Source organism: Cellulomonas telluris (assembly GCF_004886325.1).
Classification (GTDB): Bacteria; Actinomycetota; Actinomycetes; order Actinomycetales; family Cellulomonadaceae; genus Cellulomonas; species Cellulomonas telluris.
In genome coordinates, this window is the sequence record NZ_QXFN01000001.1 from 484295 (window position 1) to 510081 (window position 25787).

Sequence of the window (25787 nt, forward strand, 5' to 3'; positions counted from 1 at the left end):
GTCGTGACGCCGGCTCCCGTCCGGTCCGTGCGGTTCCGTCCCCGCGTCAGGCACGCGTTCACCGTGCCGCCATCCCACAGGGGGGCGCCGCGGCCTACGCTCGCGCCCATGGCGCACCCCACCGCTGCGGTCCCCGCCGGCGCTCCCGTCGCGGAGCCGCCGCTCGTCCGTCGTCAGATCGCGGCCTGGGCCGCCTGGGACTGGGGCTCCGCCGCCTTCAACGCGGTCGTCACGACCTTCGTCTTCACGGTGTACCTCACGGGCTCGTCGTTCGTGGAGCCCGGCGCCGACGTCGAGGCCGTCACGGCCCTGCACAGCCAGTGGCTCGGGTGGGGGCTGGCCGCCGCGGGCGTGCTCGTCGCGCTGACCGCGCCCGCGCTCGGAACCCTCGCCGACGCGGGCGGGCGGCGGCGCCCCCTGCTCGCGGTGACCTCGCTGGTCGTGGGCCTGTGCATCCTCGCGCTGTGGTTCGTGCAGCCCGTCGAGGGCGGCATGGCGGACGCCGTGCGCCTCGGCGTCACGCTGCTGGCGGTCGGCACCATCGCCGCGGAGATCGCCGGCGTCGCCTACAACGCGCTCCTGCTGCAGATCAGCGGGCCGCGGACCATCGGGCGCGTCAGCGGCATCGGGTGGGGCGCCGGGTACGTCGGCGGCATCGTGCTGCTGCTCGTCCTGTACTTCGGCCTCATCCAGCCGGAGGTCGGCCTGTTCGGCGTCACGTCGGAGGCCGGCATGGACGTGCGCGTCTCCATGCTCATCGCGGGCCTGTGGTTCCTCGCCTTCGCCGTCCCGGTGCTCGTCGCGGTGCCGGACCGCCGGCGTCCCGGCGCCCCGGAGCGGGTCGGCCTGGTCGGGGCGTACGTGACCGTCGGCCGGCACATCGCGACGCTGTGGCGCGAGCGGCGCTCGACGCTGCGCTTCCTCATCGCCAGCGCGGTGTTCCGCGACGGCCTCACCGGGGTGTTCACCTTCGGCGGCGTGCTCGCGGCGGGCACGTTCGGGTTCTCCCCCGGCGAGGTGATCGTGTTCGCGATCGCCGCGAACGTCGTCGCGGGCGCCGCGACCATCGCCGCCGGGTGGCTCGACGACCGGTTCGGGCCGCGGCGTGTCGTCACGTGGTCGCTGGTCGTGCTCGTCCTCGCCGGGACGGCCGTGTTCCTCCTGCACGACCTCGGGGCGTCGGCGTTCTGGGCGGGTGGGCTCGTGCTCTCGGCGTGCGTCGGGCCGGCGCAGTCGGCCTCGCGCGCGCTGCTCGCCCGGCTCGCGGAGCCGGGGCGGGAGACGGAGGTCTTCGGTCTCTACGCGACGACCGGGCGTGCCGCGACCTTCCTGGCACCCGCGGCGTTCTCGCTCGCGATCGCCCTCGGCGGCGGGCAGTACTGGGGGATCCTCGGGATCGTCGCCGTGCTGCTGCTCGGGCTGCTGCTGTTCGTGCCGGTGCGCTTCCCGCGCGGGCTGGGCGTCGACGGGCGGCGGGACGTGGCCACGACGACGATGGGCGCGTGACGGGGGCGGACGTGGACGGACCGGCGGCGGCGGACGAGACGGCGACCGGCTGGTCGCCCGACCCGCTGCTCGACGGGTACGAGGTCCGCACCTTGCCCGGCTGGCGCCCGGCGCCCGGCGGCCCCGGCTGGCGCGCCGTGGGCGTCGGCGGCGCCGCACCGGTGCTCACCCTCGTGCGGCCGCTCGCACAGCCCGAGGACCCGCGCGGCGTCGTCGTCCACCTGCACGGCTACAACGACTACGTGTTCGCGACGCCGCTGCCGCAGGCGCTGCGCGAGGCGGGGTGGGCCTTCCTCGGGCTCGACGCACGCCGGGCCGGGCGGTCGCTGCGTCCCGGGGACGTGCCGCACTACCAGGGCGACCTGCGCGAGCAGGCGTCGGACCTGAGCCGTGCGGTGGCCGCCGCGCGCTCCGCCTGGCCGGGTGTGCCGGTGGTGGTGCACGCGCACTCCACCGGCGGGCTGGTCGCGGCGCTGTGGGCGCACGCCCACCGGGTGCGCGGCGGTGCCGACGGGCTCGTGCTGAACAGCCCGTTCCTGTCCGTCGAGCGCTCGTGGGTCACGCCCCTGCAGGACCAGGCGCTGCGCCCGCTCGCGCGGAGCGCGCCGCTGCGGGTGCTGTCGAGCGGGCCGTCGCACTACGCGGGGCGGATGCGGGAGCGGTGGGAGTTCGACACCGAGCTGAAGCGACCGGACGGGGTGCCGATCCGGGCGGGGTGGCTGGCGGCCGTCCGGGCGGGGCAGCGCCGCGTCGCCGCGGGCATGGAGATCGGCGTGCCGGTCCTGGTCGCGCGGTCGGCGCGGTCGCGGGCGGACCTCGCGGAGGGGGACGACCTCGACGCCGTCGACACCGTGCTCGACGTCGCGACGATCGCGGCGCTCGCGCCCGGCCTCGGGCCGGACGTGCGCGAGCTCGTCGTCGACGGCGGCGTGCACGACCTGGTGCTGTCGCACGACGAGCCGCGCGGCGCGTACCTCGGCGGGCTCGTGCGCTTCCTCGACGAGGCCGTGGGCGTGGCGCGGCGCGGATGACCTCGGGTCCCGGCGCGGTTGTGCCCGACGTAGGGACACGCCGACGAAAGGAGCCGTGATGACCGACGCCCTGACCGATGAGGACCGCGCGCTGCTGCGCCGCCCGCTGCACGCGTTCTTCACCCCCGCGGCGGGGCCGGTGCCGCCGCAGCCGCGCCCGGTGTGGTTCGAGCTCGCGGACGACGGCACGGTGCAGCTCTTCACCGGTCCCGACAGCCTCAAGGTGCGGCACCTGCGCCCTGACCCGCGCGCGTCGGTGGTCGTCGCCGCCCCGGTGGGCGAGCGCGAGCACTGGGTGTCCGTCAGCGGCCCGGTCACGGTCGAGGCCGACGGCGCGCACGAGCTCGCCGCGCGGCTGGCCGCCCGCTACTGGGACCTCGGCGACCCGGTGCGTGCGCGCGACCTCGAGGCCCTGCTCGCGGACGACTACGTGCGGCTGGTCCTGCGTCCGGAGCAGGTGCGGCGCACGGTGTTCTGACCGCCGGCGTCCGCGCCCGACGCGCTCAGCCGCGGTCGAGCCGGTCCAGCAGGTCGACGGCGACGCGCGCGTAGTCGCCGATCCACCGGTCGTGGATGCGCTTGATCGGCAGCGGCGCGAGGGACAGGTGCCGCTCGCGGCCCACCTTGCGGCCGGTCACGAGCTCGGCCTGCTCGAGCACGCGCAGGTGCTGGAGCACGGTGGTGCGGTCGAGGTCGGGGAAGAGCGAGCAGAGCTCGCCGGTCGTGCGGGGTGACTCCTTGAGGGCGTCGAGCATGCGGCGGCGAACCGGCGCGGCGAGGGCCTTGAAGACGCGGTCGTCGGCCTCGTCGTCACCCTTGTGGGCCGTCCCAGACATGTTGTAAGAATACAACATGTCAACCGACGAGACGCTCACCGCACTCTCCTTCACCGTGTCGGGACGCATCGCGCGCCCCTGCGAGCAGGTGTACGAGGCCGTCGCCGACCCCGAGCAGCTCTCGCGCTACTTCACCACCGGCGGCGCCCACGGCCGGCTCGAGCCCGGCGCTGACGTGACCTGGGACTTCGCCGACTTCCCCGGCCGGTTCCCCGTCACCGTCGTCGAGGCGGACCCGCCCCGCCGCCTCGTCATCGAGTGGGGCGGCGAGGCCACCGCCGGCGAGGGCGGTACCACGCGCACCGAGTTCGCGTTCGAGCCGGTCGACGACGGTGCGCGCACGCTCGTCACCATCACCGAGTCGTCCTGGCGTCCGACGCCCGACGGAGCCCGCGCCGCCTTCGGCAACTGCGAGGGCTGGACGAGCATGCTGAACGCCCTCAAGGCGTGGCTCGAGCACGGGGTGAACCTGCGGGAGGGGTTCTACCGCTGACCGCGGGAGTCAGCCCTCGACGCCCGTCGCCGAGTGGGCGGACCCCACCGGCTTCGACTCCGGCGACCCGCGCTCGCGGAGGAACACCGCCAGCAGCACCATGCTGAGCACCGCGAGGAACTCCGACTGCCAGTTCTGGAACGTGCGGTTCCAGAAGTCGGGGTGGCCGAGGTACTGCGCCCACGGGACCGGGTCCTGCAGCTCGCGCATCTGCTCCTCCGAGTACGCGACCGCACCCGTCATCGACTGGACCAGCCACGACAGCAGGAAGATCGACCCCATCACGAGCGTCAGGGAGTGGGAGTAGACGCTCAGCCGCCACCCGCGCACGCGTGCCCAGGCCGGCGAGTCCGGCGTGGCGTGCTCCGCGACCTTCTGCTCCTCGTCGCTCTCGCGCCCGGCCTCGTCCAGCGCCTTCGACTCCGGCGAGCCCTTCTGCACCAGCCACACCGTCGCGCCGATGTACAGCAGGAACTGCAGGAACTCGGACTGCCAGTTCTCGGTGACGTCGACGGCGAAGGCGGACGAGAAGAGGTAGTCGGCCAGCGGCACGGGGTCGAGGCCCGCCGCGCGCTGCTCCTCGTTGAAGAACGCGACGCCGGTGAGGGCCTGCCCCACGAGGGACAGCAGGAAGATCGCCGCGAAGAACAGGCTCAGCCCGTTCTCCCGCACCACGCGCGGCATCCTCATCGCCGCACCACCGCCAGCACCACCGACAGCACCAGGGAGGCGTAGACCGCGACCAGCGTCAGCGCGACCAGGACCCGCTGCGACCTCATGCCTCCACCTCGCAGTCGTAGGGACGCTCCGGGCGGGAGTCGCAGCCGGCGGCGGTGACGACCCACCCGCCGCCCGACCGCGCCAGGAACACCGTGTCCGCCGCGAACAGCACCTGTGCCTGCCGGCCCGCCACGTGGGCCGTCGCCGTGCCGAGGCCGTCCGCCCGGGAGGCGAGGTCGTCCCCGACGTCGCCGGAGGTCACCGCCTGCGCGCAGGGGGCGTCCGCGTCGGCGGCGGCGGCCTCGGCCGCGTCGGGGAGCAGCAGGGCGCAGGCCGCCTCGCCGTCGCCGTCGGCGACGGCGGCGTAGAAGCGCTCCGCGGCGTCGACGGCGTCCGCGGAGGCGGGGGCGTCGCTGCAGGCGGAGGCGACCAGGGCCACCGCCAGGGTCAGCGCGGCGACCGCCGCGCCGTGTCGTCGATCCATGCCGGGATGGTGGCAGGGGCGACGTCGGCCGGCATCCGGTCGCCGGGGAAGCCCGCGGGGGGCACCCGTTCGGCCGTGGCCGAGCGAGCCCCACCAACTTCACCCGACTCCGGGAGATCTCCTGGGTGATCCACGTCCTTACCATCCCTTTGTCACAGTTTGAGCGGCGCTCGAACCGTGTGCGCCGCGGTCCTGCAAGGGGGGCAAGGACATGAGGACGAGGTCTCTGCTGGCCGTCGGTGCGGCCCTGGGCATGGTGGTCACGTTCGCGACGAGCGCGGCGGCGGCACCTCCACCGTGTCCGGGGTTCGTGCAGAAGGGGCCGAACCACTACCGGTTGGTCGCGGACTCGACGTGCGACCTGGGGGTGCTGCCCTCCGGCACCACGGTCGACCTGGCCGGGCGCACGCTGACGAGCCCGGGGAGCGGTGGTTCCGGCACCGTGGTCGGTGGATCCGACGTGACGCTCGCCCGAGGCCACCTGCGCGCGAACTCGATCTACTGGGCGGGCGAGCGCGGCCGCCTCGACCGCGTCGACGTCACGTCCGTCGTCCCCGGTGCCGCCACCGGCGCCTTCCTCACGGCCGGCGCGCCGGGGATGGTCGTCACGAGGAGCCACTTCCACGACCTGCCCGGCACGGCCGTCGACTTCTACCACGCAGGGCAGGGGAGGGTCTCCGACTCGAGGTTCACCCGGAACGGCATCGCCGTCGCGATCCAGAAGAGGGACGGGTTCGTCGTCGAGCGGTCGACGTTCGTGGGGAACCAGACGGGCGTCTTCCTGCGCAACGAGGACGGCGCCGGCGCCAACGACGTCGCCGTCGCCGACAACGTCTTCAAGGCCAGCTCCGGGGCCGGCATCCGCGTGGTCCTGCGCAAGAGCTACTTCCAGAGCGCCGCCCGCGGCCTCGACGACGTGCAGCTCCTCCGGAACCGCCTGATCGACAACGGCGGGCCCGGGATCGACGTCACGGTGGAGTGCTCGACGGAGGAGGCCGAGTGCACGCTCGGGCAGTCCTCCATCACCGTGACGGGGAACGCGCTCCGGCACAACGGCTTCGCCCCCTCGGCCGGCCTGGGCGACGACGGCATCTCGGCCCGGACGCTCGTCGGCGGCCCGGGAGCCGCCCCGGGCACCGCGGGCCTGTCCGTCGTCACCGTGACCGGCAACCGCTCGGACCGGAACGCGGACCGCGGGTACGACGTGGCGGGCGTGACCGACGGCGGCGGCAACACCGCGCGGCGCAACGCCGACCCGCAGCAGTGCCTGGGCGTGGTCTGCCCGTAGACGGGGACGGCGAGGGCCGGGGACGCGCAGTCCCCGGCCCTGTCGCGCGGCCGCGTCGGGCGGGACGCGAGGGTCCGGGGCCCGGGCGGCGCGCCCGTGCGCGACACTGCTCCGAGCCGCTCACGCGGCGGGACCGCCCTGCCGGCACGGGTCGACGGGGTCGGCGCAGTCCCGCCGCCCTCGCCCCGACGGAGGACGACCACGCATGGTGTCCCGGCTGCTGCCCACGGAGAGCGTCGGCGTCTGGACCGACGCGCCGGTGGAGGCGCTGCCGGCCGCACCGCCCTGGCTCGCGATCACCGACCCCGTCGCCGCGAGGCTCGCGCGCCTGCGGGACCCGCGCGACCGCCGCGCGGCGGTCTCGGCGCGGGCGCTGGCCGTGCTGGTCGTCGCCGACCTGCTCGGCGTCCGGCCGGGCGACGTCCGCCTGGCCCAGCGGTGCCCGGGCTGCGGCGGCGACGACCACGGGGCACCGTTCGTCGAGGGGTACCCCGACGTGCACGTGAGCTGGTCGCACACGCGGGCGCACGTGGCCGCGGCAGCCGCCCCGACACCCGTCGCGGTCGACGTGGAGGAGGCGGTCGCCGACGTCGACACCCTGGCGTCCCACGTCGCCACCGCGACGGAGCGTGCGTGGCTCGCGCAGCACGACGCGCCCCTCGCGTTCGCCCGGCTCTGGTCGCGCAAGGAGTGCGCCGTCAAGCTCGGGCGGATCGACCTCGGCGGGATGACGGCGATCGCGTTCTCCGACGGCCGCGAGCTGCTGACCCGCGTCGACGGCGCGTCGGTCCTCGACCGCTCGACCACCGAGCGCGCGCTCGTCGCCATGACGGCCGGGGAGCTCCGGTGGACGCCCGCCCACCGGCTCCGCGCCGGCGTGTGAGCGGACTCGCGCTGCACGGCGGACCCGCACGCGTCACCCGTCCACGGTCGGGGCGAGGGTGTGCTGGTCAGGGGTGGGTGGGCAGCCCTTGCCTCCGGTCCGGGAGGCTGCCCCGTCGCGCTCGCGAGAGCGGGACCCGGGCTTCCGCCGGGGACCACGGCGCTTGCCCGGGGACGTCGACGTGGTGCGCGACGCCGGCGACCGGCATCAGGCGTCAGGCGCCCTCGCAGCGCCCCTCGCGCCAGTAGCCCATGAACGCGACGGCCTTGCGGTCGACGCCGCACTCGCGGACCAGGTGGCGGCGCAGGGTCTTGATGACGCCGGCCTCGCCGGCGAGCCACGCGTACAGGTGCGCCTCGGCGGCCAGCGGGGCGCCCGTCGTGTAGTCGACCGGCACCTCCCACAGCATGCCGTGGTCGACGTCGACGTCCTCGAGCTCGACGTCGGGGACCGGGGCCTGGCCGGGCAGCAGGCGGGCGCACGCGGCCTGGACGGCGGGCACGAGCAGCTCGCCGTGGCCGCGGCCGTCGCGGCCGTACCAGCGGACGGTCACGCCGTCGGGGGCGTGCAGGTCGAGGCGGTCGTCCGACCACGGCATCTCGATGACGACCTCGCCGCGGGCGTCGCGGGGGAGGCGCTCGACGATGCCGGAGATGGCGGGCAGCGCCGTCTCGTCGCCGGCGATGAGGAGGCGGTCGGTGCGCGCCGGGGGCACGAAGTCGACGCCGCCGTGCGGGCCGTCCCAGTCGGCGTTCGGGCCGAGCACGACGAGCTCGTCGCCGACCTCGGCGGTCGACGCCCAGCGCGACGCCGGGCCGGTGTCGCCGTGCAGCACGACGTCGACGTCCAGCTCGCGGACCGGCTGCCGGACGGTGCGGGCCGTGTACGTGCGGACGGGGTGGCGGGCGTCCTCGGGGAGCTCGCGCCAGCGGCCGTACCAGTCGCCGGACTGGCCGAGGTCGAGCAGGCCCTCGTAGCCGGCCGTGTCGATCGGCAGGAAGAACTTGATCCGCTGGTCGAACCCGTTGTCGGCGAAGCGGTCGAGGTCCTCACCGGTGAACGTGACGCGCAGCAGGCTCGGGCACATGCGCTGCAGCCGCGCGACCCGCACGTGGAACATCCGGAACGGGGAGACGGCGGTCCCGACCGCGGCGTCGGCCGTGGTCGCGGGCGTCTCGTCGGTCGCCGTGGCGGTGCTCGTCGCGGTCACGCACGCAGCATAAGGTCAGGCTTACCTGACCTGGCAAGGTGCGAGTGCGTCACGTCACGTCCGTGGCGTCACGTCGCCCGCTCGGGGCGCGCGAGGGCGACGACCTCGACGACGCCGTCGAGACCCGCGAAGTCGGCGGGGTTCGTCGTCCACAGCGGCAGCCCGTTCGCCGCAGCGGTCGCGGCGATCATCAGGTCGGCCACCCGGCGGCGAGGGGTGCGCCCGGCGGCGCGGACGGCCGCCGCGACCCTCCCGTAGAGCCGCGCGGCCTCCGCGTCGAACGGCAGCGGGTCGAACTCGCTCTCGGCGCGCTGCAGGACGTCGGTCCGGCGCGCGCGCTCCGCGTGTGCGTCGGCGTCGTCGCCCGTGACCAGGTGCACGCCCGCAGAGAGCTCACCGAGCGTCACGGCGGAGATGGCGACCTCGTCGGGGAGGAGTGCCGCGTCGATCCAGCGCCGGAGGATCAGCACGTTCGTGTCGAGGAGCCCGCGGTCGTGGTCAACGGGCATAGGGGTCGGCCTCGTCGTCGTCGAGCACCGCGTCCTGGTCGCTCCGGAAGCGCTCGAGGTCCATGGCCGGCGCCGTCCGCGACATCGCGCCGAACTCGGCACGCGGCACGAACTGGCGCCTGCGCCGGAGGGGGACGAGCTCACCGATCCCGTGGCCGTCGCGGGTGACGGTGAAGGACTGGCCACCCTCGACCGCGTCCATGATCTCCTTCGACCGGAGCCGGAGGTCGCGCTGGCTGATCTCGGGCTGGAGCGTCACGTCCGCCAGCGTAGCCCGGTGTGCTACCTAGTGCTACACCCGGTCGGGGAGCTGCTGGACCGCCCACTCGTTGCCGTCGGGGTCGCGGAAGCCCGTGAACCGGCCCCACGCGAGGTCCTGCACCGGCGGCGCGTCGACGCCGTGGGCGAGGAGGTGCTCGCGGGCCGCGTCGGCGTCGTCCACGACGACCTGCAGCCCCTTCACCGACCCCGGCGGCGCCTGGACGATGCCCTCACCGATCGCGATCGAGCACGCCGAGCCGGGCGGCGTGAGCTGCACGAACCGCAGGTGCTCGTGCACGCGCACGTCGTGGTCGACCACGAAGCCCACCTGGTCCGCGTAGAACGCCTTCGCCCGGTCGACGTCGCTGACCGGGACCATCACGAGCTCGAGCCGGAACTCCATCGCCGCACCCCCAGGGTCACCCGCCGGCCCGACGCCGGCGGCCGAGGCCATGCTCCCGCGGACACCGACACGGCGTCACCCCGCGGGGACGTCCCGGGTGGTGCAGCGTTCGTCGCGCGTCACGGGACCGACGCTGCACACCCCGGCGCCGCCGGGCGGGGCCGGCGCGTCCGCGTCAGGCGAGGCCGTCCGTGCCGAACGCCAGGCCCAGGACGTAGGTCGCCGCCGCGGCCCCGAAGCCGATCGCGAGCTGGCGCACCGCCCGCTTCACGGGAGACGCCCCCGAGAGCAGCCCCACGACCGAGCCCGTGCCCAGCAGCGCGACGCCCACGAGCCCGGCGGACCACGCGACGGCGGTCCACCCCTCGGCGCCGAGCAGGTAGGGCAGCACCGGCACCGCGGCGCCGGACGCGAAGAAGCAGAAGCTCGCGATCGCGGCGCCCCACGCGGTGCCGACCGACTCGTGCTCGTCCCGCTCGGGGACGCCCGGAGCGGCGTGGGTGACGGGGGCCGGCGTCGCACCCGGCAGCGTCGTCGTCGTCCGCAGCAGGGAGCCGCTCACCTGCTGGCGCGCCTCGTACTGCGCGAGGGAGGCCAGCACGACGTCCGCGCGCGTCTGCGCCTCGTCCGGCGACATGCCCCGGGCCCGGTAGACCAGCGCGAGCTCGTTCGCGTCGACGTCGAGGTGCGCGAGCGCCGCCGCGGCCTCGGCGTCCGGGCGGGACGCCTCGAGCAGCTCGCGCTGCGAGCGCACCGACACGTACTCGCCGGCGCCCATCGACAGCGCGCCGGCGAGCAGACCCGCCAGCCCGGTGAGCAGCACGGTGCCCGTCGCGACGCCGGACGCGCCGATGCCGAGCACGAGCGCGAGGTTCGAGACCAGCCCGTCGTTGGCGCCGAACACGGCGGCGCGGAACGTGCCGGAGATCTGCTGCCGGCCGCGCATCGCGAGCCCGCGGACGACCTCCTCGTGGATCTGCTCGTCGGCGGCCATGCGCGGTGTGGCCTCGGCGTCCCGCTCGTACGTGGACCGCGCCTCGGCGCGCTGCGCGAGCGCGAGGACGAACACCGACCCGAACCGGCGCGCCAGCCAGCCCAGCACGCGGCTGCGCCAGTCGCCGCGCAGCGGGCGGCCGACGTCGTCGCCGAGCAGCTCGAGCCAGTGCGACTCGTGCCGCCGCTCCGCCTCGGCGAGGGCGAGCAGGATGTCGCGCTCCTCACCGGTGCGGCGGCCGGCGAGGTCGCGGTAGACGGCGGCCTCGGCGCGCTCGTTCGCGAGGTTGCGGCGCCAGCGGCGCAGCTGTGCGGGCGTGGCGGCGGGGCGGCCGGCGGGTGCGGGCCGGTCGGCGGGTGCGGGACGGTCGGGCGTGTTCACGGTGCTCCGGGGACGGCGACGGGCGGGCGCACACGGACGCGCCCGGGACCGTCCGGTCCCGGGCTGCGTCGGTGCACGTCGCACCGTAGGCGTGCGGCGGGGGTTGCGATAACGGGTGGCGGCAGGATGCCGTGACCCCCGCTCGCCCGTTTCGGCCACCCGAACGCGCGTCGCCGGTCATGCGCGGTGCGAGCGCAACCTGGTGCACTGCACCGCGCGTCCGGCGGTGCACCACGTTGCGTTCGTCAGGAGGCGGTGGGGGCGGCGTCGCGGAGCTTGGTCAGCAGGGGCTCCGCCGCCTCGGCGAGGAAGCGCTCCTGGCCCTCGTCGCCGACCTGGACGAGCGCGATGTCGGTGAACCCGGCCTCCCAGTAGGCGGAGACGGCCTCGACGATCGCGTCCAGGTCGGGGCCGCAGGGGATCTGCTCCGCGACGTCGTCGGGGCGGATGTACTGGCTGGCCGCGGCGAACGACTCGGTCGTCGGCAGGTCGGCGTTCACCTTCCAGCCGCCGCCGAACCAGCGGAACTGCTCGTGCGCGCGCTGCTTGGCCCGCTCCGGGTCCGGGTCCCACGAGATCGGGATCTGCCCGATCTTGCGCGAGGGCGTGCCCGCCAGGCCGTCCTCGGCGCGCGCGCGGTCCCACTTCTCGACGAGCTCGGCGTCCGGCTCGACGGCGATGAGGTGGTCCGCCAGGCCGCTGAAGCGCGAGACCGACTGGTCGCCCGACACGGCGGCGCCGATCTCGACCGGCCGGTCGGGCAGGTCCCACAGCTTCGCCGAGTCGACGCGGAAGTGCTCGCCCTCGTACGTCACGCGCTCGCCCGACAGCAGCTCGTGGATGATCTCGAGCGCCTCCTCGAGCATGTCGTGCCGCTCGCCGACGGCCGGCCAGCGCTCGCCGACGACGTGCTCGTTGAGGTTCTCGCCGGCGCCGACGCCGAGGGTGAAGCGGTCCTCGGACAGGATCGCGAGCGTCGCGGCCTTCTGCGCCACGACCGCCGGGTGGTACCGGATGGTCGGGCAGGTCACGTACGTCATGAGGTCGATGCGCTGCGTCGCCTGCGCGACCGCGCCGAGCATCGTCCACGCGTACGACGCGTGCCCCTGCTCGTCCAGCCACGGGAAGTAGTGGTCGGACGACACGGCGAAGTCGAACCCGAGCCGGTCGGCCGCCTGCGCGTACCGGACCAGCTCGCGCGGCCCGGACTGCTCGGTCATGAGGGTGTACCCGAATCGCGTCATGCCACGAGGGTCGTGCGGATGCGGCGATCCGGCATCCGGAAGCGGCGGGTCAGTGGTGGTGCCCGTGCCGGCCCAGGGTCTCGACGGGCGTGGCGCCGGGGCGCGTCCACTGCGGCGTGGGCCGGGTGTCCTCGCCCCACCCGGCGCGCCCGTCCGCGTCCGTGCGCCAGTACCAGCACGCCTCGTGCCCCTGCGGCCAGCCGTCCGGCACGTCCTGCCACGCCTCGCGCCGGCCGTACGGCGTCATGTCGAGCAGCGCGAAGACCGGGTTCGCGACCTCGACGCCCCGGCCCGTGACCGTGTACGTGAGGAAGGCGCGGTCGCCGTCGCGCAGGAAGCAGGCGAACGAGCCCATCTCCTCGCCCAGCGGTGCCGGGGTCTCGCGGACCGAGTACCAGGGCTGCGCGTAGCCCATGAACGCGACGAACGGCGCGACCTCGTCCCACGGGCCGGTCGTGACGACCGCGAGGGAGACTCCCGCCGCGTGCAGGTAGACCGCGGCGTCCTCGACGCCCCACGCGCTGACCGTGCAGCCCTCGCACTGGCCCTGGTGCGGTGCGCCGTCGTGCCACATGTGCCGGTAGACGACCAGCTCGTCGCGCCCGGCGAACAGGTCGAGGAGCGGCACCGGGCCGTCCGGCCCGACCACCTCGGCCCCGCCGTCGACCTCGACCATCGGCAGGCGGCGGCGGTCCGCCGCGAGGGCGTCCCCGGCGCGCGTGTGCGCCTTCTCGCGGACCAGGAGCTCGTCGCGGGCCGCCTGCCAGGTGCTCGCGTCGACCACGGGCGGGCGGCCCGTCGCCGCCGTGCGTGCGGTGCGGTGCTCGGGTGCGCTCGTCATCGTGCCCTCCGTGCCGTGGCGGTGGCGGGCGCGCCGACGACGCGCACCGCGGGTCACCGGGGCAGACACGGGACGGCGGCGGAACTCACCGGCCGGGGTCGCGCGGACCGGGGGTCAGGCCTCCGCCCACGCCTCCGCGGACGTCGTCACGGGCTGCCCGGTGCGGGCCGACTCCTGCATCGCGATGCCCAGCAGGTGGTCCTGCATGCCGTCCGCCAGCGGGTACGGCGGCGGCGCCTCGCCGCGCACCCACGCGCCCGTGCCGTCGATGAGGTGGGCGACCGCCAGGTCGTCGTCGGCCAGGCGCGCCCCGACGAACGGGTTGCGGTAGAGCACGCGGCCCTCGAAGGACAGGTGCATGAGGTCGAAGCCGTCCATGTCCTGCTCGATGCCGTGCATGCGCCGCTCGATGCGCGAGGTCACCTGCGTGCGCGGGTCGATCCAGCGGGTCACTGCGTCGTCGACGATCTCGCCGAGCGACCCGCGCACGACGACCCGGTTGGCCCGCAGCGGGTTGTGCCACTGGTTGTCGGTGAAGTCGTAGAGCACGTGGCGGCCGTCGCCGAGGTCGAGCGTCGCGAGGAGCGTGCGGGCGTCCGTGGGCTCGGTGGCGTCGGTCCAGCCGTGGCGGTTCATGGGGTCGACCAGCGGGGCCGTGAACTCGCGGGCGTGCACCGTCACCGGCCCGCGGCCGGCCCCGAGCAGCCGGCGGGCCAGGCCGATCGCGTGGTACTGGTGCGTCGAGGACACCTGCACGCTCGTCGCCGCGCCGATCAGGCCCTCGTCCACGACCCGCTTGCGCGCCTGGTGCACGGGCAGGAACGGGCTGTGCTCGGCGACCTGCACGAGGCCGGTCGCGCCGACGTCCGCCCACAGCGCGCGCATCGCGTCGACGTCGGGGGCGGGCGGGGTCTCCGCGAGCACGGGGACGGACGCGTCGACGAGCTCGCGGACCACGTCCGGCGTCACCGGCCACGGCGTGCCGGTGACGACGAGCTCGGGGCGGTCGGGCGCCGCGCCGGCACCCGGCACGGCCCCGGTGACGAGCTCCTCGACCGTCCGGACGGTCGGCACGCCCCACGTCGCCTCGACCTCGGCGCCGCGCTCCGCGGTGCGCGTCACGACCCCCGTGCACGTGAACCGCTCGGGCATCAGCCGCGCCATCCGGACGAAGAAGTACGAGCGCCAGCCGGAGCCGACCACGCCGAAGCGGATGGGGGCGGGGGCGTGCTGCGTCATGGACCGTCCTCGTCGTCGAGCCGTCGCGTCCCGTCGACCCTAACCGCGGGGCGCCGCGACGCCCGCGGGGAGCCGCCCCGAGGGTGATGCCGTCCGCCCGGCCGGCATGGCAGCGTGAGCCCGCCGGTCCGCGTGCCGGCCCCGTCCCGAGAGGAACCCGCCCGTGAGAGCACCCGACGTCCTCGTCGCCCTGGTCCGGGGCGCGATCGCCACGCTCGCGCTCGCGGGCACGCAGGGGATCTGGCGCGACGGCGACCTGCCGGGGCTCGTGTACTTCACCAACGTCTCGAACCTGTCGTTCGCCGTCGTCATGGCGTGGGCCGCGGTGGCGTCCCTGCGGGGGCGGGGGCAGCCGCCGGCCGTGCTCAAGGTGGGCGTGACGCTGTTCCTCGCGATCACGGGGCTGGTGTCGTTCTTCGTCCTGGCCCCCGAGTCGCCCGACGCCCCCGTGGTCGCGTTCGGGCTCACGGGCGGGCAGATCGAGCACGAGTGGACGCCCGTGCTGGCGTTCCTCGACTTCGTGCTGCTCGACGCGCACCGGCGCCTGCGCCTGCGTGCGGTCGCGTGGTGGCTCGTCGCGCTGCTCGCGTACTGCGCGTTCACGACGACGCGCGGTCTGCTGCGGCCCGACCTGGGCTACCCGTACGGGTTCATCGACCTGGGGGCGCTCGGGTGGGACGGGCTGGCGCTCAACGTGCTGCTCTACGGCGTCGCGTTCGCACTGCTCGGGCTGCTGCTCGTGCTGCTCGACCGGGTGCTGCCCGCGCACGCGCTGGTGGGGACGGCGGGCCGCGAGCCCGCCCACGACGGGAGCGGGGCACGCCCCGACGTGAGCGGGGTGGAGGACAGGTCCTGACCGCCACCGGGCCTAGCGTCGACGCATGACGACGCTCTCCCTGCGCCGGCTCAACCGGACCCTGCTGCACCGGCAGCAGCTCGACGTGCGGTCGTCCGCCTCGGTCGTGGAGGCCGTCCGCCGGCGCGTGGCCGTGCAGGCGCAGGAGCCGAACTGGGTGCACGTGGGGATGTGGGCGCGGCTCGAGGGGTTCGCGTCGGGCGACCTCGAGGCGGCGGTGGAGGGGCGCGCGCTCGTCCGCGGGCCCCTGCTGCGCGGGACGCAGCACCTCACCGCCGCGGCCGACCACGCCTGGCTGCGCCCGACCGTGCAGCCGGTGCTCGACCGGCTCGTCCGGTCGGCCTACTACGCGGAGCACGTCGGCGACCTCGACCCGGCGGTGCTCGTCGCGGCCGCGCGCGAGGTGCTGGGCGACCGGACCGTGCGCCGGCGGGACCTCGGCGCGGCCCTCGCCGAGCGGTTCCCCGGCCGCAAGGGCGCGGTCATGGCCGCCGCGGTCGAGGCCCTCACGCCCGTCGTGCACGGCCCGGCCACATCGGCGTTCGGGTCGTGGTGGAGCCGCCGGGGGATCGAGGTGACGACGGCGGAGGCGTGGCTGGGCGAGCCGGTCGGGGAGCCCGACGTCCCCACGCTCGTGCGGCGCTACCTCGCCGGGTTCGGGCCGGCCGGCGTCATGGACCTGCAGACGTGGTGCGGGCTGACGCGCCTGCGCGCCGTCGTCGACGGGATGCGCGACGAGCTGCGGGTGCTGCGCGGCCCGGACGGCGCCGAGCTGCTCGACCTGCCCGACGCCCCGCTCGCCGACGAGGAGGCACCCGCCCCCGTGCGCTTCCTGCCGATGTTCGACGACGCCGTGCTCGGGCACCGGGACCGGACGCGGATCCTGCCCGAGGCGGTGCGGCGGGAGGTGATGCCCGGCTGGTCGATGGTCCGCGCGACGGTGCTGGTGGACGGGTTCGTCGCCGCGACGTGGGAGCTCGCGGAGGGGCGGGTGGTCGTGCGGCCGCTGCGTCCGCTGACGCCGGGCGAGGAGGAGGACGTGCGGGCGGAGGGCGCCGCGGCGGCGGCGTTCGTCGGTGCCGAGCCGGCCGTGCGCCTGACCTGACGCACGCCGGTCGCCCGCTCGCCGCGCGGACCCGACCGGGCGCTGTCGGAAAGCGCTCTATGAATCGCTTCACGGCATAGCCGAGCGGTGTCCCGGCGCGCCATGTTTGCGCTCACATCGCCCCCGACACCGAAGGCGGCCCCCATGCGAACCCGTCCCCGCCGCACGAGCGCCCGCGCCCTCGCCCTCGCCGCGGCCACCGCCCTGGTCGCCGCCCTCGCCGGCGCGGCGTCCGCCCCCGCCGCGCAGGCCGCACCACCCGCCCTGGTCTCCGCGCAGTCCGGACGCTGCCTCGACGTCGCCGGCAACGACGCGAACCCCGGCGCCGCGATCCAGATCTGGGACTGCAACGGCGTCGCCGGCCAGGGCTGGACGCTCACGGCCGCGGGCGAGCTGCGCGCGTTCGACGGCACGCGCTGCCTCGACGCGCTGAACTGGGGAACGGCCCCCGGCACCGCGCTGATCTCGTGGAGCTGCACCGGCGGCGCGAACCAGCGCTTCGCGCGGGGCGCGAACGGCTCGCTCGTGCACCAGCAGTCCGGCCTGTGCGTCGACGTGACGAACGGCCGCACCGCCAACGGCACCCCCGTCGCGCTGTGGACCTGCAACGGCCGGGACAACCAGCGCTGGACGAGCGTCGCGACCGGGGACGGCGGCGGCACGCCGCCGGCGGCCTACCCCGGCCCGGGCGTCGTCACCGGCAGCACGTGGGCCCACGACCCGACCGTCGTCAAGCGCCCCGACGGCTCCTATCTCGTCGCGACCACCGGCCGCGGCATCCCGCTGAAGACGTCGCGCGACCGCACCGCCTGGACCGACGCGGGCGCGGCCTTCCCGAACGGCACGCCGTGGACCGCCGCGCACACCACGGGCGACCTGTGGGCGCCCGACCTGTCGTACCGCGACGGGCAGTACTGGCTGTACTACTCGGCGTCGTCGTTCGGCAGCCGCAACTCGGGCATCTACCTGGCGACCAGCCCCTCCGGCAACGCCGGCACGTGGACCAACCGCGGCCTGGTCGTCAGCACCACCGAGGCCAGCGACCACAACGCGATCGACTCCGACCTCGTCGCCGACGCCCAGGGCCGGCTGTGGATGAGCTACGGCTCGTTCTGGACCGGCATCAAGATGATCGAGATCGACCCGGCGACCGGCCTGCGCCGGGGCACCGCGATCCACTCGCTCGCGACCCGCAGCGCCGGCATCGAGGCGCCCGACATCCTGTACCGAGACGGCTACTACTACCTGTTCGTGTCGTTCGACCGGTGCTGCCAGGGCGCCGACAGCACCTACCGGATCGCGGTCGGCCGCTCGACGAGCATCACGGGGCCGTACGTCGACCGTGCCGGCACGCGGATGACGAGCGGCGGCGGGACCGAGATCCTCGCCGGCCGGGGGTCGGTGAACGGCCCCGGGCACAGCGCCACCCTGCGGGACACGGACGGCGACGTGCTCTTCTACCACTGGTACACCGACGCCGGGGACTCCCGCCTGGGCATCAACCTGCTCGGCTGGGACGCCGCGGGCTGGCCGTACGTGCGGTGACGCCCGTCAGGTGAGGGTGCGCGGGCGGGCGTCGGTCCCGGCGTCCGCCCGCTCGTCCCCCTCGGCCGTCCCGCCCGAGAACGCCTGCCACAGCGGCCCGAACACGCCCCACGCCACCAGGACGAGCGTCGCGCGGCCGGCCCAGCCGAGCAGGACCTCGCGCTGCTCGGGCGCCGTCGCGATGAGCGCGAGGACCCCGAGGACCGTCACCGCGACGGTCCACGCCAGCAGCACCCGCAGCCACATCCGCCACTCGTGCCGCAGCGCCGCGCGCCCGTGCTTCGGCGGCCGCGGCGGACGCGGCCCGTCGAAGAACCGCCACGCCACCCACCCGTCGACCTTGTGCACGGTCCACCTGCCGAACGCGACCGTGTACCCGAGGTAGAGCGCCGCGAGGCCGTGCGTCCAGGTCGGCTCGCTGCCGCGCAGCAGGTCGCCGACCGTCGCGACGAGCAGCACCACCTCGATCGCCGGCTCGCACAGCAGCAGCACCGTCGACAGGCGCCGCCGGCGCAGCACGTACCGCGCGACGACCGCCGCGGCGAGGAACACCCAGAACGCGACCTCGCAGGTCACCACGAGAGCGGCCACGGGGTTGTCCCGGACCCAGTCGATCACCGTCATGCCCCCACGCTCGCGCGCGGGCCGGTGCGGGCGCGTCGGGCGGACGGAGCGTCCTCGCCGCGCCGCCCGGTGCGCACGGACGACGCGCCTCCTCCCTTCGGACGAGAGGGCCCGTGCCGGCGTCTGCTGGGATGGACGGGTGCTCACCGCCCTCCGCAGCCGCGCGGCCGCCGCGACCCGGCGCTGGTGGGCGGCACGCGCGTCGGGGGCGACGGACCGCGCCGACGCCCTCGGGCTGCTGCTGCTCGGCCTGGTGCTGCTCGCCCTCGACGTCGGCGGCGTCGGCCCGACCGTCCCCGTGCTCGACCTGCCGGCGCCGCGCTGGTGGCAGGCCGGCCTGCTGCTCGTCGCCGTGCTGGTCCTCGTCGCGAAGCGGCGGCGGCCGCTCGCCGTGCTGCTCGCGGTCACGGCCCTCGCGGTCGTCGACGCGCTGCTGGGCGGGTCGCTCGGCATGTACCTCGTGCTGTTCGACGCGCTGTTCGCGGTCGCCGTGCACGGCGCCCCGCGCGTGCGGCGGGCGGTGCAGGGCGTCGTCGGGGGCGCGGTGCTCGCCGCGGCCGTGGCCCTCGTGGCCGCGGGAGGGTCGGCCCGCGACGTCGTGCAGCTCGTGCTGGTGCTCGTCGCGATGTTCCTCACGCCGTTCTGGTGGGGCGGCGACGTGCGGCGCACCGAGGAGCTCGCGCGGTCGGAGGCGCGCCGGGCCGACCTCGAGCGTGAGCGCGCCGACCTGGCCCGGGCGCACGCCGACGACGTCGCCCGCATCGCCGCGCTCGACCGGACGTCCGCGGTGCAGGACGAGCGCCGGCGCATGGCCCGCGACCTGCACGACGCCGTCGCCGGGCACCTGTCCGCCGTCGCGATCCACGCGGAGGCCGCGCTCGCGGGCGGTCCCGACCCCGACCGGGACCGGGCCGCCCTGCGCGCCGTCCGTGCGGGCGCGCTCGACGCGCTCACCGAGATGCGCGCGATGATCCTCGTGCTGCGGGCGGGCGACGACGCCGACGACGTCCCCGCCCCGCCGGGCCTGGACCGCGTGACCGCCCTGGACGCGGACGTCGGCCCCGCGCCCCTGCCGGTGGTCTCCGCCGCCGTCGGCCAGACCGCCTACCGCATCGCGCAGGAGGCCGTGACGAACGCCCACAAGCACGGCGCCGGCCGCCCCGCCCTGACCGTCCGCACCGACGACCGCACGCTGCACCTGGAGGTCCGCAACGCCATGCCCGCCGTCGCCGCCGCGAGCCCCGTCCCGTCGTCCTCGACGGGCCTGACGACGATGCGCGAGCGCGCGGCCACGCTCGGCGGCACGGTGACCGCGGGACCGGAGGGGGACGCGTGGGTCGTGCGGGCCGCGCTGCCGCTCGACCCGGCGCAGGTGCCGGCGTGAGCGGGCGGGTGCGGGTGCTGCTCGCCGACGACCACGGCGCGATCCGCGCGGGCCTGCGGCTGATGCTCGAGCAGTCGGGCGACGTCGAGGTCGTGGGGGAGGCCGGCGACGGCGAGGTCGCGGTGCGCCAGGCGCGGGCGCTGCGACCGGACGTCGTGCTCATGGACGTGCGCATGCCGGGCACGGACGGCATCACCGCGACCGAGGCGATCGTGCGGGACGGTCTGGCGGAGGTCGTCGCCCTGACCACGTTCGACCTGGACGAGTACGTCGTCGGCATGGTGCGCGCGGGCGCGGCCGGGTTCCTGCTGAAGTCCGTCGGCGCCGTCGAGCTGGTGGACGCGGTGCGCCGGGTGGCGGCGGGCGAGGGCGTCCTGGCCCCCGAGGTGACGCGGCGGCTGCTGGACGCCGTCGCCGGGCGGGCGCCGCTGGGCCACGCCGCGGACGCCCCGGACGCCGACGCCGAGGAGGACCCCCGGCTCGCCGCCCTCACCGCCCGGGAGCGGGACGTCCTGGCCGGTCTCGGCGAGGGCCTGTCGAACGCGCAGCTCGCGGAGCGCCTCGTGGTGTCGCCGACCACCGTGAAGTCCCACGTCAGCCACGTGCTGGCCAAGCTGGGCGTCAGCTCCCGCCTCCAGGCGGGCGTCCTGGCCCGCGACCTCCTCGGCTGACCCAGGCCGCCTCCCGCCGACGTCGAACCCGGACTTCGTCACGTCCTGGTGGCGCATGACGCGGACGAGTCCGGCTTCGACCCCGGACTTCGTCAGGACCGGACGGGCGGGGTGCTGACGAAGTGCGGGGTCGCGGATGTCCTGGTCAGGCGAGGGCGGCGCGGAGGGCGTCGACGAGGGGGGTCGTCGGGCGGCCGATGAGGGTGCGCAGGTGGTCGGTCGCGTCCGCCAGGGCACCCGCGGCGATGCCCTGGTCGAGCGCGACGACGAACCCGGCGGTGCCCTCGTCCAGGCCGGCGCCGGTCAGGACGGCGAGGTGCTCGTCCGCCGAGACCCGGCGGTAGGTCACCGGCCGCCCCAGCAGCTCGGTCGCGGCCGCCGCGAGGTCGTCGAAGTCCCACGCCACGTCGCCCGACAGCTCGTACGTGCGGCCCTCGTGCCCCTCGCCGGTGAGGACGGCGACGGCGCCGGCGGCGAAGTCGGCGCGCGTGGCCGACGCGACCCGCCCGTCCCCGACGGACGCGACGATCTCCCCGGTGGCCGCCGCCTGCTGCACGGGCGCGACGTAGTTCTCCGTGTACCAGTTGTTGCGCAGCACGGTCACGGGCAGGCCGGACGCCGCGAGCAGCTCCTCGGTCGCCTTGTGGTCGGGCGCCAGGACGAGCGACGTCGTGTCCGCGTGCGGCGCGGACGTGTAGACGACGTGGCCCACGCCGGCGGCGACGGCGGCGTCGACGACGGCACGGTGCTGCTCGACCCGACGGCCCGGCTCGCTGCCGGACACGAACAGCACCTTCTGCGCCCCGGCGAACGCCTCGGTGATCGTCTCGGGCCGGTCGTAGTCGAGCGTCACGACGCGCACGCCGCGCCCGGCCAGGTCGGCCAGCCGCTCGGTGGCGCGGCCGCCGGCCACGACGTCGGACGGCGCGACGCCCGCGTCCAGCAGGCCCTCCACGACGAGACGGCCCAGGTGCCCGGTGGCTCCGGTGACGACGATCGACATGACTGCTCCTCCTGCGGGTGCGCGTGCGCGGACGTCCGCCACAACCCGCCCGGGTGCTCCCGCCTTCCCGCCCTCGCGCGCGTGCGACGGCGACCGCCGCGTGACGGGTCCGTGACGGCCTTGCGACCTCCGCCCGCTCGGGAGGCGGGACACCCGTCCAACCGGTAGGAACGGGACCCATGGTGCGCGTCGGACTCCACAACTCCCATGAGCAGGTCCACCCCTCCGCGCTGCTCGCGGCGACCCAGCTCGCGGAGCAGCGCGGGTTCGAGGCCGCGATGTGCTCCGACCACTGGGCGCCGTGGTCGACGACCCAGGGCCACTCCGGCTACGCCTGGACGTGGCTGGGCTCGGCGCTGGCGACGACGCGGCTGCCGTTCGGCGTCGTCAGCGCGCCGGGGCAGCGGTACCACCCGGCGATCACCGCCCAGGCCGTCGCGACGCTGTCCGCGATGTACCCGGGGCGGTTCTGGGTGGCGCTCGGGTCCGGGCAGAACATGAACGAGCACATCACCGGGGACCCGTGGCCGCCGAAGGAGGTCCGCGACGCGCGCCTGGTGGAGTGCGTCGAGATCATCCGCGCGCTGCTGGACGGCGAGGAGGTGACGCACGACGGCCTCGTGCGGGTCGACCGGGCGAAGCTGTGGACGCTGCCGGAGGTCAAGCCGCTGCTCATCGGCCCGGCGGTCAGCCCCGAGACCGCCGCCCGGCACGCGCGCTGGGCCGACGGCCTGGTCACGGTCAACCAGGCGCCGGACACGCTGCGCGCGATCGTCGACGCGTACCGCTCGGCGGGCGGCCGCGGCGAGATCTCGCTGCAGGTGCACGTCGCCTACGCCCCCGACGCCGACGACGCGTTCCGGCTGGCGCGCGAGCAGTGGGCCGGGAACGCCGTGGGGCCGCCGCTGGCCTGGGAGCTCGACACCCCCGAGGCGTTCGACCGGGCGGCGGCGGACCTCGACGACGAGACGATCCGTGAGGCGGTCGTGGTCGACCACGAGCCCGCGCGCATGGCCGAGCGCGTCGCGGCGCTCGCGGAGATCGGGTTCGACGCGGTCTACCTGCACCAGGTCGCGAACGACGTCGTCGTGTCCGACGACAAGCACCCGCACGCGGCGCCCACCGTGACGCCCGTGTCGTCGTCGCTCGAGGCGTTCATCGACGTCGCCGCCGAGCACCTGCTGCCGGTCCTGCGCGAGGTGCGCGCGTGAGGATCCGCGACACCGGCGACCTGTGGTGGAAGAACGCCGTCATCTACTGCCTCGACGTCGAGACCTACATGGACTGGAACGACGACGGCATCGGCGACCTGCCTGGTCTGGTCCAGCGCATCGACCACCTCGCCGAGCTCGGCGTGACGTGCCTGTGGCTCATGCCGTTCTACCCGACGGCCGACAAGGACGACGGCTACGACATCCGGGACTACTACGGGGTGGACGAGCGGCTGGGCGACTCGGGCGACGTCGTCGAGCTCATCCGCACCGCCCGCGACCGCGGCATCCGCGTCATCGCGGACCTCGTCGTCAACCACACGTCCGACGAGCACCCGTGGTTCCGCTCGGCCCGCAGCTCCCCGGACAGCCCCTACCGCGACTTCTACGTCTGGCGCACCGACCCGCCGCCGGACACCAGCGACCAGGTCGTCTTCCCCGACCAGGAGGACGGCATCTGGACGTGGGACGAGCAGGCGGAGGCCTGGTACCGGCACCGCTTCTACAAGCACCAGCCGGACCTCAACACCGCGAACCCGCAGGTCCGGGACGCGATCGCGAAGGTGGTCGGCTACTGGGCCGAGGTCGGCATGTCCGGCTTCCGGGTCGACGCGGTGCCGTTCTTCCTCGCCGACGCGGCGAACGACCCGAAGGACGAGATCGAGCACCCGCACGAGTTCCTGCAGCAGCTGCGCGCGTTCCTCACGCGCCGCGCGGGCGACGCGATCCTCATGGGCGAGGTCAACCTGCCGTACGACCAGCAGCTGCTGTTCTTCGGCGACCACGACCACGACGGGCACCACGAGGGCGAGGAGCTGAACCTCCAGTTCGACTTCGTCCTCATGCAGCAGATGTACCTGGCGCTGGCCCGCCAGGACGCGGGCGTGCTCGCGGCGGCGCTCGAGGCCCGCCCGGAGATCCCGCGGGACGCGCAGTGGGCGACGTTCGTGCGCAACCACGACGAGCTGACGCTCGACAAGCTGAGCGACGACGAGCGCCAGGAGGTGTTCGACGCGTTCGGCCCGGACGAGGACATGCAGCTGTACGGGCGCGGTCTGCGCCGCCGGCTGCCCCCGATGCTCGACGGCGACCCGCGCCGGATCCGGATGGTCTACTCGCTGCTCTTCACGCTGCCGGGCACGCCGGTGCTGTTCTACGGCGAGGAGATCGGCATGGGGGAGAACCTCGCGGCCGACGGCCGGCTCGCCGTGCGGACGCCGATGCAGTGGACGTCCGGGAAGAACGGCGGCTTCTCCTGCGCCGAGCCCGACGCGCTCTCGGGCCCGGTGGTCGAGGGCGCGTTCGGCCCCGACCACGTCAACGTCGCGGACCAGCGGCGCGACCCGGACTCGCTGCTCTCGTTCGTCCAGCTGCTGGCGCGCCGGTACCGGGAGTGCCCGGAGCTGGGCTGGGCCGGTCACGCGGAGATCCTCGAGCAGCCGCACGGCTCGGTGCTCGCGCACCGGTGCACGTGGCAGGAGGCGTCGATGGTGGCGGTGCACAACCTGGGCCCGGAGGCCGTGACGGTGCCGCTCACCCTGGACGACGCGGACGAGCACAGCCGCCTGGTCGACCTGCTGCACGGGGACCAGCTCGCGCTGGACGCGGACGGGGGCGTGCAGGTGGAGCTGACGGGCTACGGGTACCGGTGGCTGCGGGTCGTGCGGCCGGACTCGCGCCGGCTCCTCTGAGGCGGCGCCGCCCTCGGCGCGGACGGGGGCGGGGCGCCGAAGCCCCGGCCCGCCGGGGGGAGGACGGACCGGGGCGTCTCGGGGGGAGAGGGGGGGATCTCCGCCGTCGCGCCGCGTTCTGGACGCACGTCCATGATGCGTCACGGATCCGCGACGGAATCGGGACCGAGGTCCCGCCGAAGCGTTTCGGCACGGACGCTCCCGGCGTTCGTCCAGGTTCGTCGCGTACCGTGCCCGGGTCCGCCGCCTCATCGGGCGGTACCCGAGACGACGGAGGACCCCGTGCGCCGCACGACCACCGCCCGACCCGCCGCCCGCCGGCTGGCCGCGGCCGCGCTCGCCCTGACCCTGGGCGTCGGCCTGGCCGCGTGCTCCGGCGAGGCCGGGGACGACGCCACCACCCCTGCCCCCACGGACTCCGCGACGCCCGCGGCCCAGCCGACCGCGAGCGCCGAGGACGTCGCCGCGCTGGAGGGCGTGACGATCGAGGGCGAGCCCGGCACCAAGCCGACCGTGACCCTGCCGAGCACGCCCTTCGAGGTGTCCGCTCCTGTCGCCCGCCTCGTCTCCGACGGCGACGGCGAGGCCGTCGAGGTCGGGGAGCTGCTCTCCATGCAGACCACCGGCTTCAGCGGCGCGGACAGCTCCGCACTCGGCTCCACCTACGACTCCGGCAGCCCCGAGTCGGTCGAGCTGAGCGAGCAGGCGCTGTTCCCGACCCTGTTCGAGGCGATCCAGGGCGCGAAGATCGGCGCCCGTATCGTGTTCGCGGTGCCGCAGGAGGGCGGCGCGGTCGTCGCCGTCGCGGACCTGGTGGGCTCGTCCCCGGCGCGTGCCGAGGGCACCGCGGTCGAGCCGCCCGCCGAGCTGCCGACCGTGACGCTCGCCGAGAACGGCGCCCCGTCTCTCGAGCCCGCGGAGGGCGACGCGCCGACCGAGCTCGTCGTGCAGCCGCTCATCGAGGGCGACGGTCCGGCCGTCGAGGCCGGCCAGACCGTCGTCGTGAAGTACACGGGCTGGCTGTGGGACGGCACGCAGTTCGACTCCTCGTGGGAGAGCGGCACCACGTTCCCCGTGCAGAACGTCGGCCAGGCGAACGTGATCGCCGGCTGGAACGAGGGTCTCGTCGGCCAGAAGGTCGGCAGCCAGGTCATGCTGGTCGTCCCGCCGGACAAGGGCTACGGCGACCAGGAGAGCGGCTCGATCCCCGCGAACTCCACCCTCGTCTTCGTCGTGGACGTCCTCGCCGCGAGCTGACCGCCCGCCGCACGCGCACCAGGACCGCCGGCCCCGCACCAGGGACCGGCGGTCCTGTCGCGTCCGGGGGTCGTGGTCCTACGCTGACCGGACCAGTTCCTCCAGCGTGGGAGGCCC

General features: G+C 75.4%; 27 protein-coding genes. 14 read left to right on the forward strand and 13 right to left on the reverse strand.

The genetic code is table 11. From position 1 onward, the window contains the following. Positions 1 to 108 precede the first annotated feature (108 nt). The 3 genes from FB586_RS02385 to FB586_RS02395 are packed head-to-tail and all read left to right on the forward strand — an operon-like array spanning position 109 to position 3015. Positions 109 to 1506, forward strand: coding sequence for an MFS transporter (locus FB586_RS02385; RefSeq protein WP_136517715.1), 1398 nt, complete (start codon positions 109 to 111; stop codon positions 1504 to 1506). Next, positions 1503 to 2537, forward strand: a complete 1035-nt coding sequence (locus tag FB586_RS02390) for an alpha/beta fold hydrolase (protein ID WP_168800421.1) — start codon at positions 1503 to 1505, stop codon at positions 2535 to 2537. The genes FB586_RS02385 and FB586_RS02390 overlap by 4 nt, the downstream gene beginning before the upstream one ends. 58 nt (positions 2538 to 2595) lie before the next feature. Then, on the forward strand, positions 2596 to 3015 hold the full coding sequence (locus FB586_RS02395; protein ID WP_136517717.1) for a pyridoxamine 5'-phosphate oxidase family protein: 420 nt from the start codon (positions 2596 to 2598) through the stop codon (positions 3013 to 3015). A 25-nt stretch (positions 3016 to 3040) separates the two neighbouring features. Here FB586_RS02395 and FB586_RS02400 read toward each other — a convergent pair whose 3' ends face one another. After that, on the reverse strand, positions 3041 to 3373 hold the full coding sequence (locus tag FB586_RS02400; protein ID WP_222928263.1) for an ArsR/SmtB family transcription factor: 333 nt from the start codon (positions 3371 to 3373) through the stop codon (positions 3041 to 3043). 16 nt (positions 3374 to 3389) lie between these two features. On the opposite strand from FB586_RS02400, the gene FB586_RS02405 reads away from it, so the two are divergent. Then, the gene (locus FB586_RS02405) at positions 3390 to 3866 is read left to right on the forward strand and encodes an SRPBCC domain-containing protein (RefSeq protein WP_136517718.1); all 477 of its coding nucleotides are present in this window, start codon (positions 3390 to 3392) and stop codon (positions 3864 to 3866) included. 9 nt (positions 3867 to 3875) lie between these two features. Here the strand turns inward: FB586_RS02405 and FB586_RS02410 are convergent, their stop codons facing one another. Next, positions 3876 to 4550, reverse strand: coding sequence for a DUF6766 family protein (locus tag FB586_RS02410; protein ID WP_136518259.1), 675 nt, complete (start codon positions 4548 to 4550; stop codon positions 3876 to 3878). Positions 4551 to 4641: 91 nt separating this feature from the next. Beyond that, positions 4642 to 5070, reverse strand: coding sequence for a hypothetical protein (locus tag FB586_RS02415; RefSeq protein ID WP_136517719.1), 429 nt, complete (start codon positions 5068 to 5070; stop codon positions 4642 to 4644). A gap of 211 nt (positions 5071 to 5281) precedes the next feature. Here FB586_RS02415 and FB586_RS02420 point away from each other — a divergent pair, with 211 nt between their 5' ends. Then, on the forward strand, positions 5282 to 6358 hold the full coding sequence (locus tag FB586_RS02420; RefSeq protein ID WP_136517720.1) for a right-handed parallel beta-helix repeat-containing protein: 1077 nt from the start codon (positions 5282 to 5284) through the stop codon (positions 6356 to 6358). Between the two features lie 205 nt (positions 6359 to 6563). Further along, positions 6564 to 7241: a 4'-phosphopantetheinyl transferase family protein gene (locus FB586_RS02425; protein WP_136517721.1), complete on the forward strand. Its 678-nt coding sequence runs from the start codon at positions 6564 to 6566 to the stop codon at positions 7239 to 7241. 214 nt (positions 7242 to 7455) lie between these two features. On the opposite strand, the gene FB586_RS02430 is transcribed toward FB586_RS02425, so the two are convergent. From FB586_RS02430 to FB586_RS02465, 8 genes are all read right to left on the reverse strand, one after another. Beyond that, positions 7456 to 8361: a siderophore-interacting protein gene (locus tag FB586_RS02430; protein ID WP_136518260.1), complete on the reverse strand. Its 906-nt coding sequence runs from the start codon at positions 8359 to 8361 to the stop codon at positions 7456 to 7458. 158 nt (positions 8362 to 8519) lie between these two features. Next, positions 8520 to 8960, reverse strand: a complete 441-nt coding sequence (locus FB586_RS02435) for a type II toxin-antitoxin system VapC family toxin (RefSeq protein ID WP_136517722.1) — start codon at positions 8958 to 8960, stop codon at positions 8520 to 8522. Continuing rightward, on the reverse strand, positions 8950 to 9219 hold the full coding sequence (locus FB586_RS02440; protein ID WP_136517723.1) for a type II toxin-antitoxin system Phd/YefM family antitoxin: 270 nt from the start codon (positions 9217 to 9219) through the stop codon (positions 8950 to 8952). The genes FB586_RS02435 and FB586_RS02440 overlap by 11 nt, the downstream gene beginning before the upstream one ends. A gap of 33 nt (positions 9220 to 9252) precedes the next feature. After that, complete coding sequence (locus FB586_RS02445; protein ID WP_136517724.1) at positions 9253 to 9624, reverse strand: VOC family protein; 372 nt, start codon at positions 9622 to 9624, stop codon at positions 9253 to 9255. A gap of 175 nt (positions 9625 to 9799) precedes the next feature. Continuing rightward, positions 9800 to 10999, reverse strand: a complete 1200-nt coding sequence (locus FB586_RS02450) for a VIT1/CCC1 transporter family protein (protein WP_136517725.1) — start codon at positions 10997 to 10999, stop codon at positions 9800 to 9802. Positions 11000 to 11244: 245 nt separating this feature from the next. Next, positions 11245 to 12243, reverse strand: a complete 999-nt coding sequence (locus FB586_RS02455) for a TIGR03557 family F420-dependent LLM class oxidoreductase (RefSeq protein ID WP_136517726.1) — start codon at positions 12241 to 12243, stop codon at positions 11245 to 11247. A 49-nt stretch (positions 12244 to 12292) separates the two neighbouring features. Beyond that, positions 12293 to 13084: a DUF899 family protein gene (locus tag FB586_RS02460; protein WP_136517727.1), complete on the reverse strand. Its 792-nt coding sequence runs from the start codon at positions 13082 to 13084 to the stop codon at positions 12293 to 12295. A gap of 114 nt (positions 13085 to 13198) precedes the next feature. Beyond that, positions 13199 to 14323: a Gfo/Idh/MocA family protein gene (locus FB586_RS02465; protein WP_136517728.1), complete on the reverse strand. Its 1125-nt coding sequence runs from the start codon at positions 14321 to 14323 to the stop codon at positions 13199 to 13201. A 163-nt stretch (positions 14324 to 14486) separates the two neighbouring features. On the opposite strand from FB586_RS02465, the gene FB586_RS02470 reads away from it, so the two are divergent. From FB586_RS02470 to FB586_RS02480, 3 genes are all read left to right on the forward strand, one after another. Next, positions 14487 to 15179, forward strand: coding sequence for a Pr6Pr family membrane protein (locus FB586_RS02470; RefSeq protein WP_168800422.1), 693 nt, complete (start codon positions 14487 to 14489; stop codon positions 15177 to 15179). A 25-nt stretch (positions 15180 to 15204) separates the two neighbouring features. Continuing rightward, positions 15205 to 16284 carry a winged helix DNA-binding domain-containing protein gene (locus tag FB586_RS02475; RefSeq protein WP_136517729.1) on the forward strand — a complete coding sequence of 360 codons (1080 nt, stop codon included), beginning with the start codon at positions 15205 to 15207 and terminating at the stop codon, positions 16282 to 16284. Between the two features lie 144 nt (positions 16285 to 16428). Beyond that, the gene (locus FB586_RS02480; RefSeq protein WP_168800423.1) at positions 16429 to 17829 is read left to right on the forward strand and encodes a family 43 glycosylhydrolase; all 1401 of its coding nucleotides are present in this window, start codon (positions 16429 to 16431) and stop codon (positions 17827 to 17829) included. Positions 17830 to 17835: 6 nt separating this feature from the next. On the opposite strand, the gene FB586_RS02485 is transcribed toward FB586_RS02480, so the two are convergent. After that, complete coding sequence (locus FB586_RS02485) at positions 17836 to 18453, reverse strand: hypothetical protein (protein WP_246036352.1); 618 nt, start codon at positions 18451 to 18453, stop codon at positions 17836 to 17838. 139 nt (positions 18454 to 18592) lie between these two features. Here FB586_RS02485 and FB586_RS02490 point away from each other — a divergent pair, with 139 nt between their 5' ends. After that, positions 18593 to 19837 (forward strand): sensor histidine kinase, encoded by a 1245-nt coding sequence (locus FB586_RS02490; protein ID WP_136517731.1) that lies wholly within the window; start codon positions 18593 to 18595, stop codon positions 19835 to 19837. Continuing rightward, complete coding sequence (locus tag FB586_RS02495) at positions 19834 to 20508, forward strand: response regulator (RefSeq protein WP_136517732.1); 675 nt, start codon at positions 19834 to 19836, stop codon at positions 20506 to 20508. Before FB586_RS02490 ends, FB586_RS02495 begins: the two co-directional genes overlap by 4 nt. A 145-nt stretch (positions 20509 to 20653) precedes the next feature. Here FB586_RS02495 and FB586_RS02500 read toward each other — a convergent pair whose 3' ends face one another. After that, positions 20654 to 21511, reverse strand: a complete 858-nt coding sequence (locus FB586_RS02500; RefSeq protein WP_136517733.1) for an SDR family oxidoreductase — start codon at positions 21509 to 21511, stop codon at positions 20654 to 20656. A 179-nt stretch (positions 21512 to 21690) separates the two neighbouring features. Between FB586_RS02500 and FB586_RS02505 the strand changes: the two genes are divergently transcribed. From FB586_RS02505 to FB586_RS02515, 3 genes are all read left to right on the forward strand, one after another. Continuing rightward, positions 21691 to 22722 (forward strand): TIGR03885 family FMN-dependent LLM class oxidoreductase, encoded by a 1032-nt coding sequence (locus FB586_RS02505; RefSeq protein ID WP_136517734.1) that lies wholly within the window; start codon positions 21691 to 21693, stop codon positions 22720 to 22722. Continuing rightward, the gene (locus FB586_RS02510) at positions 22719 to 24413 is read left to right on the forward strand and encodes an alpha-amylase family protein (protein ID WP_136517735.1); all 1695 of its coding nucleotides are present in this window, start codon (positions 22719 to 22721) and stop codon (positions 24411 to 24413) included. Before FB586_RS02505 ends, FB586_RS02510 begins: the two co-directional genes overlap by 4 nt. Positions 24414 to 24695: 282 nt before the next feature. After that, positions 24696 to 25670: an FKBP-type peptidyl-prolyl cis-trans isomerase gene (locus FB586_RS02515; RefSeq protein WP_136517736.1), complete on the forward strand. Its 975-nt coding sequence runs from the start codon at positions 24696 to 24698 to the stop codon at positions 25668 to 25670. The last annotated feature ends 117 nt before the right edge of the window (positions 25671 to 25787 follow it).